Origin of the sequence: uncultured Acetatifactor sp. (assembly GCF_948601915.1) — a bacterium.
Lineage (GTDB): Bacteria > Bacillota > Clostridia > Lachnospirales > Lachnospiraceae > Acetatifactor.
The window spans coordinates 15,727-33,388 of the sequence record NZ_CAPDXS010000045.1; the positions used below are offsets into that span (position 1 = coordinate 15,727).

The 17,662-nt window shown below is 58.1% G+C and carries 16 protein-coding genes and 1 tRNA gene; 16 read left to right on the forward strand and 1 reads right to left on the reverse strand.

Annotated features, from left to right (window positions below; all coding sequences use genetic code 11):
• Positions 1-50 precede the first annotated feature (50 nt).
• A complete protein-coding gene (locus Q2B33_RS09705; protein WP_300572619.1) occupies positions 51-275 on the reverse strand; it encodes a hypothetical protein in 225 nt (74 codons plus the stop codon).
• A 314-nt stretch (positions 276-589) separates the two neighbouring features.
• Here Q2B33_RS09705 and Q2B33_RS09710 point away from each other — a divergent pair, with 314 nt between their 5' ends.
• The 16 genes from Q2B33_RS09710 to Q2B33_RS09785 form a co-directional block, all read left to right on the forward strand.
• Positions 590-1,537: a sugar ABC transporter permease gene (locus Q2B33_RS09710; protein ID WP_296462567.1), complete on the forward strand. Its 948-nt coding sequence runs from the start codon at positions 590-592 to the stop codon at positions 1,535-1,537.
• A gap of 75 nt (positions 1,538-1,612) precedes the next feature.
• Positions 1,613-2,557 carry a carbohydrate ABC transporter permease gene (locus tag Q2B33_RS09715; RefSeq protein WP_300572614.1) on the forward strand — a complete coding sequence of 315 codons (945 nt, stop codon included), beginning with the start codon at positions 1,613-1,615 and terminating at the stop codon, positions 2,555-2,557.
• A gap of 125 nt (positions 2,558-2,682) precedes the next feature.
• On the forward strand, positions 2,683-4,284 hold the full coding sequence (locus Q2B33_RS09720; protein WP_300572611.1) for an ABC transporter substrate-binding protein: 1,602 nt from the start codon (positions 2,683-2,685) through the stop codon (positions 4,282-4,284).
• Between the two features lie 69 nt (positions 4,285-4,353).
• Entirely contained in the window at positions 4,354-6,234 is a 1,881-nt protein-coding gene (locus tag Q2B33_RS09725; RefSeq protein ID WP_300572608.1) for a sensor histidine kinase, read from the forward strand.
• A 90-nt stretch (positions 6,235-6,324) separates the two neighbouring features.
• Complete coding sequence (locus Q2B33_RS09730; RefSeq protein ID WP_296474652.1) at positions 6,325-7,083, forward strand: response regulator; 759 nt, start codon at positions 6,325-6,327, stop codon at positions 7,081-7,083.
• Between the two features lie 184 nt (positions 7,084-7,267).
• Positions 7,268-8,017 (forward strand): SDR family NAD(P)-dependent oxidoreductase, encoded by a 750-nt coding sequence (locus tag Q2B33_RS09735; protein ID WP_296474650.1) that lies wholly within the window; start codon positions 7,268-7,270, stop codon positions 8,015-8,017.
• 174 nt (positions 8,018-8,191) lie between these two features.
• Positions 8,192-8,265, forward strand: a tRNA-Met gene (locus Q2B33_RS09740).
• Between the two features lie 112 nt (positions 8,266-8,377).
• Positions 8,378-8,848 carry a GNAT family N-acetyltransferase gene (locus tag Q2B33_RS09745; RefSeq protein WP_300572603.1) on the forward strand — a complete coding sequence of 157 codons (471 nt, stop codon included), beginning with the start codon at positions 8,378-8,380 and terminating at the stop codon, positions 8,846-8,848.
• 54 nt (positions 8,849-8,902) lie between these two features.
• Positions 8,903-11,533: a DEAD/DEAH box helicase gene (locus Q2B33_RS09750; protein WP_300784946.1), complete on the forward strand. Its 2,631-nt coding sequence runs from the start codon at positions 8,903-8,905 to the stop codon at positions 11,531-11,533.
• A 6-nt stretch (positions 11,534-11,539) separates the two neighbouring features.
• Positions 11,540-12,076 carry a 2-C-methyl-D-erythritol 2,4-cyclodiphosphate synthase gene (gene ispF, locus Q2B33_RS09755; RefSeq protein ID WP_300565121.1) on the forward strand — a complete coding sequence of 179 codons (537 nt, stop codon included), beginning with the start codon at positions 11,540-11,542 and terminating at the stop codon, positions 12,074-12,076.
• A 585-nt stretch (positions 12,077-12,661) separates the two neighbouring features.
• Positions 12,662-13,330, forward strand: a complete 669-nt coding sequence (gene epsC, locus Q2B33_RS09760) for a serine O-acetyltransferase EpsC (protein ID WP_300565119.1) — start codon at positions 12,662-12,664, stop codon at positions 13,328-13,330.
• A gap of 63 nt (positions 13,331-13,393) precedes the next feature.
• Entirely contained in the window at positions 13,394-14,818 is a 1,425-nt protein-coding gene (gene cysS / locus Q2B33_RS09765; protein WP_300565117.1) for a cysteine--tRNA ligase, read from the forward strand.
• Positions 14,819-15,198: 380 nt separating this feature from the next.
• The gene (locus tag Q2B33_RS09770; protein WP_296471996.1) at positions 15,199-15,612 is read left to right on the forward strand and encodes a Mini-ribonuclease 3; all 414 of its coding nucleotides are present in this window, start codon (positions 15,199-15,201) and stop codon (positions 15,610-15,612) included.
• Between the two features lie 129 nt (positions 15,613-15,741).
• Complete coding sequence (gene rlmB, locus Q2B33_RS09775; protein ID WP_300565115.1) at positions 15,742-16,485, forward strand: 23S rRNA (guanosine(2251)-2'-O)-methyltransferase RlmB; 744 nt, start codon at positions 15,742-15,744, stop codon at positions 16,483-16,485.
• A 57-nt stretch (positions 16,486-16,542) separates the two neighbouring features.
• Positions 16,543-17,160: an RNA polymerase sporulation sigma factor SigH gene (sigH, locus tag Q2B33_RS09780; RefSeq protein WP_300565113.1), complete on the forward strand. Its 618-nt coding sequence runs from the start codon at positions 16,543-16,545 to the stop codon at positions 17,158-17,160.
• A gap of 291 nt (positions 17,161-17,451) precedes the next feature.
• Positions 17,452-17,662: efflux RND transporter permease subunit (locus Q2B33_RS09785; RefSeq protein WP_300913974.1), on the forward strand; the 211-nt coding region annotated here is incomplete at its 3' end.

Genomic DNA, 17,662 nt, shown 5'->3' on the forward strand with positions numbered 1-17,662 from the left:
TAAACAGCACTCTATTCAGCGCGCCGTCTGGCGCTCCCTCTCGGATGCCCTCATCTGCTACGCACCCGGCGCCTGCAGCTCTTCAGCGCTTCCAGGGCTGCCTGCGTCTCCTCCAGGTGCAGCCGCTCCATCTCCATGTACTCCTTCGTCCTCGCCGCCAGCTCCTGCCAGCGTGTACGGCAGATGCCAGAGCTTTTTGATGCCTCCGCAAGCTGCCGCCTGAGTTCCTCCGCCTGCCCCTGTGGACCTTCCGTCCAACCAACCCTCCGTCCCACCAGAGAAATCCGCTATATATATGTAGCGATTAAATCTTGCCAAAAACCGGATAAACGGCATGACTGGCTATGCTATGCGACTGGCAAGAAGTAAATGCCGCTTATATAGTAAAGAAAATGTCGAAATAAAAGACGAAACATTGTGCAAACTATATAAATCCAAAGGCCGATTATATACATAAGGCCTAAGGTTTTTATACTACAATGTGAGTTTTTTTAGATTGCTGTGTAAAAGATGCCATGTTATACTAAAAACTATGAAAAGACATGATGGATTTTATATAATAGCATGAAAACAGCAAGGAGGAGAGGGAATGGCAGGAGACAAGAAAAAGGCAAAGGTGAAAAGACGCCGCTGGAGGCGTGACGATACGGAACTGACGCTGTTGGCGCTGCCGACTACGATTTGGTATTTTCTATTTTCCTTTTTACCCATGTTCGGTATCGTGATCGCATTCAAGGAATTCAAAATCAACGGAGGATTCCTGAAGAGCTTCTTCACCAGCAAATGGGTGGGGTTCAACAATTTCAAGTTCCTCTTTGCCTCCAAGGACATCTGGCTCATCATCAGGAACACACTTGCCTACAATATTGTATTCATCATCCTGGGAATCGTCATCCCTGTGGCGGCGGCTATTGCCATCGGCCAGATTCATTCCAAGCGGATGGCGAAGGTCTACCAGACGGCCATGTTCATGCCGTACTTCCTGTCCTGGGTGGTGGTGACCGCGCTGGTATGGGCATTCTTAAGCTTTGACAAGGGGCTTCTGAACAACATGCTGGAGACCTTGGGATATGAGCGCCAGCAATGGTATATGAAGAAACAGATGTGGCCGCCGTTCCTGGTGTTCATGAACCTGTGGAAAGGCGTCGGCTACGGCATGGTAGTCTATCTGGCCACTATCACCGGCATCGACAAGACCTACTATGAGGCCGCGGGCATCGACGGAGCCACCATATGGCAGCAGATCCGCTACATAACTTTGCCCCTGATGAAGAACGTGATCATCATGATGTTCATCATGAAGGTGGGAGGCATCTTCTACTCCGACTTCGGTCTGTTCTACCAGGTGCCCAGAGATTCCAACTCGCTTTACGACGTGGTCTACACGCTGGACGTCTATGTGTACAAACAGCTGCGCACCTCGACGACGGGCATGTCGGCGGCGGCCGCTTTCGTTCAGTCCGTGGCGGGCTGCATCACGATTCTGACCGCCAACGCCATCGTACGGAAGATAGACCGCGAGAGCGCAATGATTTAATAGTAGTAGGGGCCGATGCCTGGTACAGGGCGGGCACTTACGGAACTGGAATAACGACTGGAATAAGGAGGCATTATGGCAGAAAGAATAAAAAACAAGAAAAAGAACGAACCCGACGGATTCGACCGCTTCAACAGGGTCTCAAAGCCGGTGAACGCCGTCCTGCATGTGATTTTCATGCTGGCAGCGCTGACCTGTGTCATCCCGGTGCTGCTGGTGGTGGCAATCTCCTTCTCGGCAGAGGAGTCCATTCTGGAATACGGCTACCGCTTCATCCCAAAGATTCCGTCCCTGGAAGGCTATACCTTCCTGATCTCTCAGGGGAAGATGATTGCCCGGGCCCTGAGCATCTCCCTGTTCGTGACCATCGCGGGCACTGCACTGGGAGTGCTGCTGACCACGCTGATGGGCTATGTGCTCTCCCGGCCGGACTATAAGCTGAACGGATTCCTGACCATGGTGGTGTTCATTCCCATGGTATTCAACGGCGGCCTGGTCTCCACCTACTTCATTGTGAGCCAGTTCCTGGGCTTGAAGGACTCCGTGTGGGCGCTGATATTGCCCTTGTCGGTATCATCCTTCAACGTGATCGTCTGCCGGACATTCTTCAAGACCACCATACCGGAATCCCTGGTGGAATCCGCAAAGATGGACGGTGCCAGCCAGTTGGTGATCTTCAGCAGGATCGTGCTGCCGATCTCCCTGCCGGTACTGGCCACCATCGGATTGTTCCTGAGCTTCGCCTACTGGAACGACTGGTATCAGTCCATGCTCTACATAGACGACAGCAAGCTATTGTCCCTGCAGGCCCTGCTGAACCAGATTCTGACCAATATCCAGATGCTGGTGAAGAATGCGGCCACCATCGGTGTCACGGCGGCGGAAATGCTGGCCAAGATGCCGCAGGAATCGGCCCGTATGGCCATTGTGGTCCTGATCGTGCTTCCTATCGCATGCGCCTATCCGTTCTTCCAGAAATACTTCATCTCCGGCCTCACGGTGGGAGCGGTGAAGGGATGACCTGCGCAGAGAGGGAAAAGCGGCCCTGACGGGGAATTCCCGTTGTGGGCCTGGGACAGCGTACCTTGGATATCAGACCGGCTCTTGCCGGATGATATAAATTTTATCAAAACAGGAGGATTACCATGAAAAAGAAAAGCTTAAGCAGGATCCTTGCATTGGGCCTGACTGCAGTCATGACGGCCGGCATGCTGGTAGGCTGCGGTGGCGATGGCGGATCGGAGAGCACCGAGGCTTCAGGGGGGGCATCAGAGGAGTCTTCCGCGGAAGAGTCTTCCGCGGAAGAGTCTTCTGCTGAGGAGTCTTCTGCAGAGGAGTCATCCGAGGAGGCGCCTGAGGAGTCTTCTGAGGCAGAGAGCAGCCAGGAGGCAGAGGGCGGCAGCGGCGAAGTGCCCACGCTGGTCTACTGGACGGTAGGCGGTACGCCTGCAGACGATTTTGAGGAGAACATCGCCCAGATCAGCGATTACACCGAGGAGAAGATCGGCGTAAGGCTGGACGTGAAGATCGCCGCATGGGATCAGTATGACACAAAGATGAACACCATCGTGAATACGGGCGAATATTTCGACCTGATGTTCACCAACAACACGAATTACAGCAAATTCGTGAACCTTGGCGCTTTTGAGGACATCACGGACTTGGTGCAGAGCGTGACGCCGGAGCTTTACAGCTTCATTCCGGAGCAGCTCTGGTCCGGTACACAGATACACGGGAAGGTGTACGCGGTTCCTACCTATAAGGATTCTTCCCTGACTCAGTTCTACTATATTGACGACACCTATGTACAGAAGTATAATATCGATATGACCACAATCGATTCCATGCAGGCTCTGGATCCCATAGTCCGTGAGATCAAGGAAGCGGAGGGCAAGTCCTTCTATCCGATTCAGCTGGATCAGGGCTCTCTGTGGAACGGATTCTTCAACAACTATGACGGACTTGCAGGCGGCATCCAGTCCATCGGTGTCAAGCTTGACGACGAGTCCCGTCAGGTTGTATGCACGCTGGAGCAGGAAGATATCATGGAGAACCTGAAGCTCCTGCACAGCTGGTACACCGCGGGCATCATCAATCCCGATGCCAACGTCATGACGGACAGCGGAAAAGGACATATGTTCGGCAACGCTCAGGGATGGCCCAGCGCCGCGGCCGGTTGGGCAGTTGGCCAGGGCATTGACAAGTACATCGTCAACAAGGTGTTCGGCCCCATTTACACCACAGAGACCATCCAGGGTTCCATGAACGCCATCTCCGTGAACTCCAACTATAAGGAGGAGGCCCTGAAGGTATTGCAGCTGATGAACACGGACAGCAAATTCCGCGACATGTGCGCATACGGCATCGAGGGCAACCACTTCGAGTACACAGAGGACGGATTCGTGAACAGGCTGCGCGATGACTGGGTATGGCCCAGCTACACCCAGGGCACATTCTTCATCATGAGCAACCAGGTGGGGACAGACCCCAACCAGTGGGATGAGGTAAAGAAGCAGAACGAAGAGGCCGTGCCTTCCACCTGCCTCGGATTCGCTCTGGACATCACCAATATCCAGAACGAGGTATCCACGGTGAATACCGTATGGGACAAGTACAAATACGACCTGCTGACAGGCGCGTCCGATCCTGAGGAGGTAGTTCCCCGGTGCATCGAGGAGCTGAAGGGCGCCGGTCTGGACACCATCATCGCAGAGGCCCAGAAGCAGATTGACGAGTTCTTCAAGTAATGCGCAGACCGAATAAGAAAGTGTAAAACAAATCCCTGCGGGCTCTGACCGAGAGCCCTGCAGGTTTTTGTGGTTTACGGAAAAGATATGGGAGAGCGGCGGATGTGGGAGCGGCCGCTGCCGCAGGTCAGGGGGCGCAGGCCTCAGGGAGAGGGGAGCCGTATGGACAGACAGCATGGCGCTTTGTTCGGCTATCGGATATACCGGAGGAAATTTTGGGGGACAGTGGCTGTTCTGCTGGTGATGAGCACAGCGGTGTTCCTGGGGATGACGGCCTTTTTCGTCAATACCTGGATGGCCGCCATGGGGAATGAGGCGCAGAGCCGTTTTCTGGAGCGGGAGCAGGAGCTGGCGAATATCCAGGAGTGGGCGACGGAATATGTCAACAACCTTTACGGCAACGAAAGGCTCATGGAGGATCTGGCCGTCCTGTTCCAGGCCCGGAGCGAGGCGGAGTACATCAGCCTGCGCCGGGAGAACAGCCTGGGCACAGCCTCCCAGATCCGGTATATACCGGCCGATATCAAGAACATCCTCTTCAATAACCGCAACAGGATCAGGAGCGTGACGCTGCGCTCGGACAGCGGTGCAAAGACCATATGGCTCCAGAACATGGACGTGTGCCTGTCCTTTGACGCGGACGCGGAGGCGGATTCCGGGGACATCCCTGTAGCCGTGTGCTCCGTCAGGGATCCCCGGGACATGGGGCGGATCATGGGCACCATGGAATTCAAAGTCAGCAGCAGGGACATCTATGTCACGGAAGCGGACATCGGAGCCGCCTGGACGATCCTGGACGCAGACGGCACCGTCCTGTGGGACAATGGCCTGGAGGGCTATCAGGAGACCTGGATGGTCACGGCGATTCCGGGGCCGGAAAGGAGCGGGTGGTTCCGGGATGAAGGGGGCCGCCTGGTATATTATGCGCAGATGGAGTCCGGCCAGAGCGGCAACCGCTACATCGTGGCGAAGGACGTCGTTTCCGCCATGTGGGACAACCGCTATGCGGTGGCGGTGCTGCTGGCGGCCCTGCTGCTGATCGACGGGGCCATCCTTCTGAGCAGCTATGCGGGCATCCGGTCCGACGCTAATTTCCTCTCCCTGATTCTGGCCATGCTCTCCGACCTGGAGGACGGGCGCTTTGGCCGGATGCAGAAGCGGGCGCTTCCGGCCAGGCACCGGGAGACGGAGTACGACATGATAGCAGCCGCCCTGCAGGATGTGGGCAGGAAGCTGGAAGGCTATATAGAGACAGAGTACATCCTGAAGCTGAAGCAGCAGGAGGCCCAGATGCGGGCCCTGCAGCATCAGATAAACCCCCATTTCCTGTACAACACCCTGGAAATGCTGCGCTCCAAGGCACTGGTGCAGGGAGACCGGGACACGGCGGACGCCATTGCCATGCTGGGAACGCTGTACCGCACAAGGATGCACAAAAAAGAGTCCGTCCTTCTGCGGGAGGAATTCGAGCTGCTGGAAATGTATCTGAAAATCATGGCCATGCGCTATGGGGACAAATTCGTCTACCAGTTGGAGCTGGAGCGGGCGGTGGGGGACTGGAAGACCGTGGTTTTCTGGATGCAGCCCCTGGCGGAGAACTTCTTCGCCCATGGATTCGACAGGGAGAGCGAATACAATCTGCTGATCGTCACGGGCAGGGAGCGGGACGGGGGCGTGGAGATCCGTATGATGGACAACGGCGCGGGGGCATCCCCGGACAAGCTCCCGGAGATCCGGCGGAACATGTATGAGGGGAACGACAGCCCCGAGGCGGATATCGGACTGCGCAATGTCTATATGAGGCTGAGATACTTCTACCGGGAGGGGTTCCGGATGGAAATCGGAAACCGGGAGGAAGGGGGATTCTTCATCTCAGTCTTCCTGCCCGCCGCGTCTGCCGGGGGATACGGACAGTGCGCCGGGAAGCCGGAGGGCGGAGGGACGGCATAAGGACGCTGTCCGTCCCGGCAGGGAACGGCAGGAGGGCGTTTCGGCGGCGCGGCCCGGAAGCGGCCGGAATCCCGGGAGAGGAGGACGGAAATGTATACATTGCTGATAGTGGACGACGAGCCTGCGGTTCTGGAGGGGATCAGCAGGATCCTGGACTGGAGGGCTCTGGGCTTCGGGCGGGTGCGGACGGCCAGGAGCTGCGCCGAGGTCATATCCCATATGGTGGACTGGAAGCCGGACGTGTGCCTGGTGGACGTGCGGATCGGCGATGAATTCGGCCATGAGCTGATCAACCATTTGAACAGCATGGGGATCGAGTCCAACTATGTGATGATGAGCGGCTACGACGAGTTCGAATACGCCTGCGAGGCCCTGCGCTGCGGCGCGCTGGACTATCTGCTGAAGCCCGTGGACAAAAAGATGCTGTTAAAGAGGATAGAGCAGATCATCGTGGAAAAGCTCCACGGCACCCTGCCGGCGGGGGAGGAGGAGAGCCGCGATCCCGTCCTGCAGCGCCCATACGATGAACTGTCTCCTCTGATTCGGAAAATCGTCATGATGACGGCCATGGAATACGGCCAGCATGTGTCCCTGAAGAGCATCGCCGACAGATTCCGCATGAACGCCACCTACCTGGGGCAAATCTTCATCCGGGAGACCGGCATGAAATTCTCCGAGTACCTGATGGCCTACCGCATGCAGGTGGCCAGGGAGCGGATCCTGAACACGGACGAGAAGATATCCGCCATCGCGGCGGGGGTGGGATATTCCAACCTGAACTATTTCTACCAGCATTTCCACGGCTATTACCGGCAGACCCCCTCGGAGATCCGTCAGGGCAGCGAGTGAGTGCAATGGGGCAGGGCCTGGACGCGGGCTTGCCGGATTGCCGCGGAGCGATTGACTTTTTCCCGGGGAATCTGTATAATAGTGACCCGGAAGGACATTTACGCCGACTTTTGATTCCATATGCGCCGGAGCGCATGGGATTTAGGGTATGATATTGAAAAAACGGAACAGGAGGGATTTGAAAATGGAATTGTTGAAAGGCAAGACCGCCATGGTCACAGGCGGCACGAGAGGCATCGGCTACGCGATCGTGAAGATGTATCTGGACAATGGCGCAAAGGTGGCGCTGTGCGGCTCCAGGCAGGAGACCGTGGACAAGGCGCTGGACAAGCTGCGGGCCGAGAATCCGGACTACAAGGTGATAGGACTGTGTCCTGACCTGCAGGATCCCGCGGAGGTGGAGAAGGCAGTGGCCGCCGTGAAGGAGACCTTCGGCAGCCTGGATATCATGGTGAACAACGCGGGCGTCTCCGCCAGGGAGAGCATCTATGACTACAAGCCCGAAGACTTCGCCAAGACCATGGCGTTGAACGTGAACGCCGTGTTCAACTGTGCCCAGGCCGCGGCTAAGGTGATGAAGGAGCAGGGGGGCGGCGTCATCCTGAACACCAGCTCCATGGTCAGCCTCTACGGACAGCCCTCCGGCGTGGCCTATCCCGCTTCCAAGTTCGCCGTCAACGGCCTGACCAAGTCCCTGGCCAGGGAGCTGGGCAAGGACAACATCCGCGTGAACGCCGTGGCGCCGGGCGTCACCAGGACGGACATGGTGGCAGTGCTGCCTGAGGAGGTCATCAAGCCCATCATTGCGGGCATCCCTCTGGGCCGTGTGGGCGAGCCCGAGGACGTGGCCAACGCTTTCCTGTACCTGGCCAGCGACATGGCCAGCTACGTCACAGGCGTGGTCCTGTCCGTGGACGGGGCCGCCAGGACCTGACTGGGGCAGGATGTGCGGGACGGTCTGCGGAAGTCTGCGGCAGGCCGTCCCGGCATGAAATGAAAATGAAAAAAATAGTAAAATAATGAAAAAAATTTGTTGACAAAATCCGTTTCTCATTGTATACTAACAAAGTCGGCAGCGCGGACAGGCAATAAAGCGTTTTGCAAATATGGCGAGATAGCTCAGTTGGCTAGAGCATGCGGTTCATACCCGCAGTGTCGAGGGTTCAAATCCCCCTCTCGCTACTAGAAAGAATGCTCGGAAATGTAATGTTTTCGGCATTCTTTTTAAGTGCGCATCAGGTTGCATACAGGGCCGGATGTGGCCCAGGGTAAAAGGCTTTCCGGAGGAGAAATCATGGTCATCAGACGCGGGGAAGAAAGGGATCTGATAGGAATAGGCAGGCTGCTGGGACAGGTCCTGGCGGTGCATCACAACGGGAGGCCGGATTTGTTCAAGGGCGACACGAAAAAGTATACGGACAAGGAGCTTCTGGCTATTTTATGCGATGACAAAAAGCCCGTATTCGTTGCTGTAGACGATGACGGATATGTGGTGGGCTATGCATTCTGTGTATTTCAGCAACATTTTAACGACAACATATTGACGGATATCAGGACGCTGTATATTGATGATATATGTGTGGACGAGGGCTTAAGAGGGAAACATATAGGCAGGAGCCTGTATGAGCATGTGCTGGAGTTTGCCAGAAGAGAGGGCTGCTATAACCTGACATTGAATGTGTGGGAGTGCAATCAGGGCGCGAAGAGATTCTATGAGGGCTGCGGGCTTGTGCCCCAGAAGACCGGAATGGAGAAGATACTGTAGGCAGCGCAAATTTTCAGCGTAGATTTGAGGAAAGGGAAGTCAGGTAGGTTCAGAATGAACGAATGGAACAATGCGCCGACTGAGGAGATGTCGGCGGAGCAGAAGCTGACGGAGCGTCAGGATGAGGCGGTACAGACGCAGGAGGCTGCGGAGAGAGAAGAGCAGGCAGAGGCAGCGCAGATGACCGGAGAGGCAGAGCGGAATACGGCGGAGCTGCCGGAGAGTGGGGAAGACAGCGCGGAAGCCTGTCCGGAGGACGTGGAAGAGGCGTCGGAGAAGGGCGCAGCGCCGGAGACGGAGGAAGTGGCAGACGGGGACGCCGAGCCCCGGGAAGAGGCCACGGAGGAATGGGATGCGTCCGAGGAGGATATGGCGGACGGATTTGAGGATACGGAAGATACAGACCAGGCAGAGACGGAAGAAGTTTCCGCGGAGGAAGAGGATATGGCGGCAGAGGACACCGGGGCTGCGGCGGAAGGGAATACAGTCGCCGCAAGGCCGGAGACGAAGCCGGATGGCAGCGGGGAGGAGGCTGTGGATTCCGCCAGCCTGGCTTCCATCGAGCCCCTTCTGGACGACCGCATCGTGCGGGCCGTGCGGGAGATGGGCTTCGAGAAGCTGACCCCTATCCAGGTGCAGGCCATCCCCTACCTGCTGGACGGCGAGGACATCATCGGACAGGCCCAGACAGGCACGGGCAAGACGGCGGCCTTCGCCATCCCCGCCCTGCAGAAGATTGACCCTGACCTGCGCAAGCTCCAGACCATCATCCTCTGCCCCACCAGGGAGCTGGCCATGCAGGCGGCGGAGGAGATCCGCAATATCGCCAAGTTCATGCACGGCATCAAGGTGCTGCCCGTCTATGGCGGACAGGACATCAGCAAGCAGATCAGGGGGCTGAAGGACGTACAGATTGTGGTGGGCACCCCCGGGCGCGTGATGGACCATATGCGCCGCCGTACCATGAAGCTTGACTACGTGAACATGGTAGTCCTGGACGAGGCGGACGAGATGCTGGACATGGGCTTCCGGGAGGACATGGAGCTGATACTGGGTGAGGTTCCCAACGCCCACCAGACGGCCCTGTTCTCCGCTACCATGCCCCAGCCCATCCTGGAGATCGCAAACCGGTTCCAGAAGGACGCCAGGCTGGTGCGGGTGGCGGCAAAAGAGCTGACCATCCCTCTGGTGTCCCAGAGATACTATAGAGTAAAGAGCCATGACAAGGATGCGGCATGCATCCGTCTGCTGGAGTATTATCAGCCCAAGCTCTGCCTGATTTTCTGTAATACGAAGATCAAGGTGGACGAGGTGTCCGAGCTGCTGAAGACGGCGGAGTTCCGGGCCGAGGGGCTTCATGGGGACATGTCCCAGCACCAGAGGGACGTGGCCATGAACCACTTCAGGAACGGCAGCACCAACATCCTGATCGCCACGGACGTGGCGGCCAGGGGCATCGATGTGGACAATGTGGAGGTGGTCATCAATTATGACGTGCCTCAGGACAACGAATACTATGTGCACCGCATCGGCCGGACGGGCCGGGCGGGGAAGACGGGGCGGTCGTTTACCTTCGTCAGCGGCAGGGAGCTTTTCCGCCTCCGCCAGATAGAGCGCTTCTGCCATACCACCATCGAGGAGAGGGAGCTGCCCAATGCCTCCAAGGTGATGAAGGCCAAGGCGGAGAAATACCTGAACCGTTCCTGGGAGCTGCACGGACGGGACGACATCGATCTGATGAAGAGCTATGTGGAGCGGAAGATGGAGGAAGAGGGCTGCGATGCCCTGGAACTGGCCGCCGCCATGCTGAAATATCATATCGGGGACATCGGCCCGGAGATAGAGGTGGATGATTACGAGGCCCGGGGCGGACGCGGGGACCGCGGAAGAGGCAGAGGCCGCAGGAGAGGCGGCCGGGAGGAAAACCGCGAGGGTCGCAGGAGGCGCGAGCGCGACGAAGAGCGCAGGGGCCGCGACCGTGACGGGGAGAGAGACAGCCGCAGGAGGCGCGAACGCGACGAGGAACACGAGGAGCGCCGCCGCCGTGACCGGGATGAAGAGCGTGAGAGCCGCCGCAGCTTTGAGCGGGACGAGGAGCGTGAGAGCCGCAGCCGTGACCGGGACGAAGAACGCGACAGCCACAGGAGCTTTGAGCGGGATGAGGGGCGCGACAGCCGCAGGAACTTCGACCGTGGCGAGGAGCGCGACAGCCGTCAGGGATTCGGCCATGACGAGGAACGTGAGGGCCGCAGGAGCTTCGACCGTGAGGAAGAGCGCGAAGGCCGCCGCAGACGCGACCGCGAGGAAGAGCGGGGAGACCGTGACAGCCGTGTGAGGATCGGCTGGGGGGATGACCGTGGGAGCCGCAGAAAGCGCGACCGCGAGGACGACCGTGACAGCCGCCGCAGACGTGACCGTGAGGAGAGCCGTGACGACCGCGGAAGACGCGGCCGTGATAATGACCGCGACAGCCGCCGAGGCCGTGACCGCGGTGAGGAGCGGGTCCACGGGAGATTCGAGCGGGAGAGCAGCCGTGACAGCCGCCGCCGAGGCCGTGAGGAAGAGCGCGACAGCCGCAGGAAGCGGGACCGTGAGGAGAGCCGCCCCTCCAGGCTGCGTGATGTCAGGATGGATGGCAGCGACAGGGGACTTGCGTTCTCCTTTCCCAAAAAGAAGAGGAAATAAGACAGAATGAGAATCGGAACAGGATATGATGTGCACAGGCTTGTCCCGGACAGGGACTTGATGATCGGCGGCGTGAGGATACCCTATGAGAAGGGGCTGCTGGGCCATTCGGACGCGGATGTGCTGCTCCACGCCGTCATGGACGCCCTGCTGGGGGCGGCGGCGCTGGGGGACATCGGGAAGCATTTTCCGGACAGCGACCCGGCGTACAAGGGAATTTCCTCCCTGACGCTTCTGGAGAAGGTGGGGGATCTGCTTGGGGAGAAGGGCTTTGTGGTGGAGAACATCGACTCCACCATCATCGCCCAGGCTCCCAAGATGCGGCCCTATATCGATACCATGCGGGAGAACATCGCCGGGGCCCTGGGGATGGAGAGTGATTTCGTCAGCGTGAAGGCCACCACGGAGGAAGGGATGGGCTTCACGGGAGCGGGCGAGGGGATTTCGGCCCAGGCCGTGTGCCTGCTGACCAGCCCCTTCGACCTGACGGCCCAGCAGATTGCAGGAGGCTGTGAGGGCTGCGGAGGCTGCCGGAAGGCATAGGCTGTGATGTTTGGCTCTTTTTTGGTTCTTTTTCACAAAAGCATTGACAGAACCGGTTTTTTTGCATATTCTGTTTAAGTAGGAAATATAGAATGGAAATGCTGGGAACGGAGAGAGTACTTTTCGGACGACAGGGGTGTAATATGCATTCCGTTTGTCGCGCCAGGATGTCAGAGAGGGACTGTTCATTTGGGACAGGGGCGTTCCAAAGAGCTGGAAGCAGTCCTCATGGGCGGAAAAGGAAGTGCATCCGGGAGCAGGTCCGCTGAACAGGCAGGCTTAGCCGTGGATTCGGATGGCGAGGATCGGGCCAGGTAGGCGGGCACGTAGGCGCGCGTTAAGCGTATGGAGTGGAAGGCTTGTCAGCCTTTAAGTAGAGTGGAACCGCGGATATATCCGTCTCTAAGGAGAGGGATTTTCCGCGGTTTTATTTGTGCGGAAGGAAGTTCCGGGCGGCAGTAGGACGCCTGTCAGGAACTTCGGGGCTGCAGGGGCGGGATTCGCTTTGGGCGGGCATTCTTCCAGGCTGCGGCATCGGTTTTAGGGAGTTCGGGAACAGGATTGGTTCGGGAGGGGAGGGCTTGCATGGGAATCATCGGCAACATTACAGAGGAGATTCGGATCATCAGGGAGCGGGATCCGGCGATTCATTCTTCGATGGAGGTTTTTCTGTATCCCAGCTTCAAGGTGATGATCCACTACCGGATTGCCCACAGGCTCTATGAGAAGGGGCATTACTTCTGGGCCAGGTGGGTGTCCCAGAGGGGCGTGCGCAAGACCGGAATCGAAATCCATCCTGGGGCGAGGATTGGGAGGGGCTTCTTCATCGACCACGGCAATGGCGTCATCATCGGGGAGACCACGGTCATCGGGGACAATGTGACCCTGTACCAGGGCGTGACCCTGGGGGGCACGGGCAAGGAGCACGGGAAGAGGCATCCCACTATCGGCAACAATGTGATGATCAGCGCCGGGGCGAAGGTGCTGGGTTCCTTCACCATCGGGGACAATTCCAAGATTGGCGCGGGGAGCGTGGTCCTGAGCGAGGTGCCTCCCTGCTCCACCGTGGTGGGCGTGCCGGGCCGCGTGGTGAAGCGGGGCAACATGGCCCTGCCCCAGGAGACCCTGAACCACGCCGACCTGCCGGATCCTATCAAGGAGGACATCGCGAACTTACGGCATGCCAACTCGGAGATGGTGAACCGCATCCTGGAGCTGGAGCGGCAGATAAAGGAGCTGAAGGCAAAGCCCTGAGGGGAAAGCCCATTGGATAGATACGATTTGGAGCCTGCCCCAGGGCGGGCGGAAAGGAGAGAGATGGAGAACAGATTCAGGATCTACAACACGCTCACCAGAAAGGTGGAGCAGTTCATCCCCAATGAGGAGGGAAAGGTGGCCATGTACACCTGCGGCCCCACGGTGTACCATTTTGCCCACATCGGGAACCTGAGAAGCTATATTATGGAGGACTTGCTGGAGAAGACTTTACGATATATCGGCTACGACGTGAAGCGGGTCATGAATATCACGGACGTGGGCCATCTGTCCAGCGATGCGGACACCGGCGAGGACAAGATGCTGAAAGGAGCGAAGCGGGAGCATAAATCCGTGATGGAGATCGCGAAGTTCTACACGGACGCCTTTTTCGCCGACTGCGGGGACCTGAACATCAAGACCCCGGACGTGGTGGAGCCCGCCACCAACTGCATCTCTGCGTTCATCCACATGATAGAGGGGCTTATGGAGAAGGGCTTTGCCTATGAGAGCGGCGGGAACATCTATTTTGACACCTCCAAGCTGAAAGAGTATTACGTGCTGTCCAACCACAGCGAGGAGGAGCTGCTGGTGGGCGTGCGGGAGGATGTGGACGAGGATGAGAACAAGAGGAACAAGACTGATTTCGTGCTCTGGTTCACCAAGTCCAAGTTCGAGGACCAGGAGCTGAAATGGGACAGCCCCTGGGGGACAGGGTATCCCGGCTGGCACATCGAGTGCTCCTGCATTTCCATGAAGCATCTGGGCGAGTACATGGACATCCACTGCGGCGGGGTGGACAATATCTTCCCCCACCACACCAACGAGATTGCCCAGAGCGAGGCCTATCTGGGGCATAAATGGTGCAATTACTGGTTCCATGTGCACCATCTCAACGACAAGGCGGGCAAGATGAGCAAGTCCAAAGGGGAGTTCCTGACGGTTTCCCTGCTGAAGTCCAAGGGGTATGACCCCAGGGTGTACCGCCTGTACTGCCTCCAGTCCCATTACCGCAAGCCCCTGGAATTCTCCTTTGAGGCCCTGGACAACGCGGGCGCGGCATTTGAGAAGCTGACCAAGCGCATCGGCAGCCTCTCAAAGGACGGGGGTGCGGTGGAGCCGGAGAAGTTCGATGCATGGAAGGCCCGCTTCCAGGCGGTGCTCTGCGATGACCTGAATTCCTCCATGGCGCTGACGGTGCTCTACGACATGCTGAAGGAGGATATGTCCGATGCCACCAAATATGCCCTTGCGGAGGATTTCGACAGGGTGCTGTCTTTGGATCTGACCACGGCCTATGCCCAGAGGCAGGCCGGGGACGGGGTGGACGCGGAGCTGGAGGCCTATGTCCTGGAAAGGATCGAGGAGCGCAAGGCCGCGAAGAAAGCCAGGGATTTTGCCAGGGCGGACGAAATCCGGGCCCAGCTTCTGGAGAAGGGGATCGTCCTGGAGGACACCCGCGAGGGTGTGAAATGGAAGAAAGCATGACGGAGGAGCAGCGTATAAGACAGGAGATTTGCCGGGAGGCGGATTCCTCCGGCGGGGAGCCAGAGGAAAGCGCGTCAGAACCTGGCGCATCCGGCCAGGAACCAGAGGAAAGCGCGCCAGAACCTGGAGCATCCAGACAGGAGCCAGAGGAAAGTGCACCAGAACCTGGCGCATCCAGACAGGAGCCAGAGAAAAGTGTGCCAGAACCTGGCGCATCCGGCCAGGAACCAGAGGAAAGCATGCCAGAACCTGGCGCATCGGCCGAGGAGCCAAAGGAAAGCGCGCCAACAACAGGCTCTTCCGGCATAGATGCGGACAAATGCGAAAAGATGCCGGAAGAAGCCCAGGCCAGCGGGACTTGTCCGCAAAACCTTCTTGAGATGATAACGGATACATTCCCGGGAAAGCGCCAGGACATCCGCTCCTACTCCGCCCTGTCCCTGGCCTACATCGGGGACGTGGTCTACGACCTGATCATCCGCACGGTGGTGGTGTCCCGGGCCAACCGCCCCGTGAACGACTTGCACCGGATTACGGTGCGGTATGTCAGCGCAGGAGCCCAGTCCAAAATCGTCCAGGCTTTGGCGGGCAGCTTCACGGAGGAAGAGGAAGCGGTATACCGCAGAGGAAAGAATTCAAAACCGCACACGACTGCCAAGAACGCCAGTGTGGCGGATTACATGAAGGCCACCGGCTTCGAGGCGGTGCTGGGATATCTCTATCTGACGGGGGATATGGAGCGGGCGCTGTATCTGGTGAAAAAGGGCATTCAGCTTACAGGTCTGGAGCTATGAGCCGGTGGGGGACGGGCATCTGCCCGAAAGAAGCCCCGGGGACAGCGAAGGACGGGAAGCGGACAGAAGATAGGACACAGGGAACCGGAACAGGATAAAAAGCGCTAAAGCGCGCAGAGAGGTATAGACATGAGATACGAGGAATTTACCATAGAGGGAAGGAACGCGGTGAGGGAAGCGTTCCGCTCCGGCAAGGTCATAGACAAGCTCTATGTCCAGGACGGCTGCCAGGACGGGCCCGTGGTGGCCATCAAGAAAGAGGCGAAAAAGCATGATACCATCATTCGGTATGTGACCAGGGAACGGCTGGATCAGATGTCCGGCACGGGAAAGCACCAGGGGGTCATCGCCATGGCCGCGGCCTATGAGTACGCCACGGTGCAGGACATCCTCCAGGCGGCGAAGGCGAAGCAGGAGCCGCCCTTTGTCATCCTGCTGGACAATATCGAGGATCCCCACAACCTGGGCGCGATCATCCGCACGGCCAACCTGGCGGGCGCCCACGGCGTCATCATCCCCAAGAACCGGGCCGTGGGGCTGACGGCAGGGGTGGCCAGGGCCTCCGCGGGGGCGCTGAACTATACCCCTGTGGCAAAAGTCACCAACCTGGCCAAGACCATAGAGGAACTGAAGAAGCAGGGTCTGTGGTTCGTCTGCGCGGACATGGGCGGCACTTCCATGTATGAACTTGACATGAAGGGCCCCATCGGGCTGGTCATCGGAAGCGAGGGCGAGGGCGTAGGGCGGCTGGTGAAGGAGAAGTGCGACATGGTGGCCGCAATCCCCATGAAGGGGAACATCGACTCCCTGAACGCCTCGGTGGCAGCGGGGGTGCTGGCCTACGAAATCCTGCGCCAGCGGAGCAGCCTGTAGGAGCGTTTTTTCAGGGAGCGCTTTTTGGCTTCGGCATGCCGGGGAGGGTTCAGGGACATGGGCGAGCGTTATGAGAATTACAGGCAGTATGGCGACGGAGAGCTGATCGACCGCCTGCGCAGGGGGGAGACTCCCGTCATGGACTATATCTGTGACAAATACAAGAACCTGGTGCGCAGTAAGGCGAAGTCCATGTTCATCCTGGGCGCGGACAGCGAGGACCTGATCCAGGAGGGCATGATAGGGCTGTTCAAAGCCGTGCGGGACTATGACATGGGCCGGGACGCCAGCTTCAGCACCTTTGCGGAGCTGTGCATCAACCGCCAGATGTATACGGCGGTGCAGGCCTCCAAGCGAAAGAAGCATGTTCCGCTGAATACCTATGTGCCCCTGGACGGGGAGGCGGCCGGGGACGACAGGGAAGGCCCGCGGCTGGCAGAGCTCCTGGCGGACACCACCAAGCTGAACCCGGAGGAGATGTTCCTGGACAAGGAGCGGGTGGCCTATCTGGAGAAGGCCATCGAGGAGGAGCTGAGCGAATTCGAGAAACAGGTGCTGGACCTGTATATGACAGGCATGAGCTACAGCCAGATCGCCAGGGTGCTGGGCAGGGACGAGAAGGCCACGGACAATGCCCTGCAGAGGCTGAAGTCGAAAATCAGGAAGATGCTGTAGGAGGGATAGCTGTACATCCGGAAGGGTGTGCAGCTTTTTATATAATTTTTAGAAAAACAACAGATTCCCGTTATTGACATTGTATGATTCAGGGCATACAATCGGGAATGGAAAAACCGACCGGCTGGTCAGAATGCGAGAAGAACTTCTGGACTCGGCTTGTGAACAGGTTCGCTTTGCTCGCCGGTCTCGCAGCGCGAAAAGTACATTCGCGCGGAAGAATGCCCAAAGGGCGGGCATCCTTCCGAAAACTGGAGCGTTTTAGAAGTGCTTCATTATGAGGAGGTCTATATGATTTCGAAATTCAGTGTGCGGAAGCCTTATACAGTACTGGTAGGGGTGGTGCTGGCTATTGTTCTGGGGGTGGTGTCCTTTACCAGGATGACTACGGACCTGCTGCCCAGCATCAGCCTCCCCTATGTCATCGTGATGACGACTTACCCGGGGGCCAGCCCGGAGACCGTGGAGATGGCGGTGACCCAGCCGGTGGAGGCTTCCATGG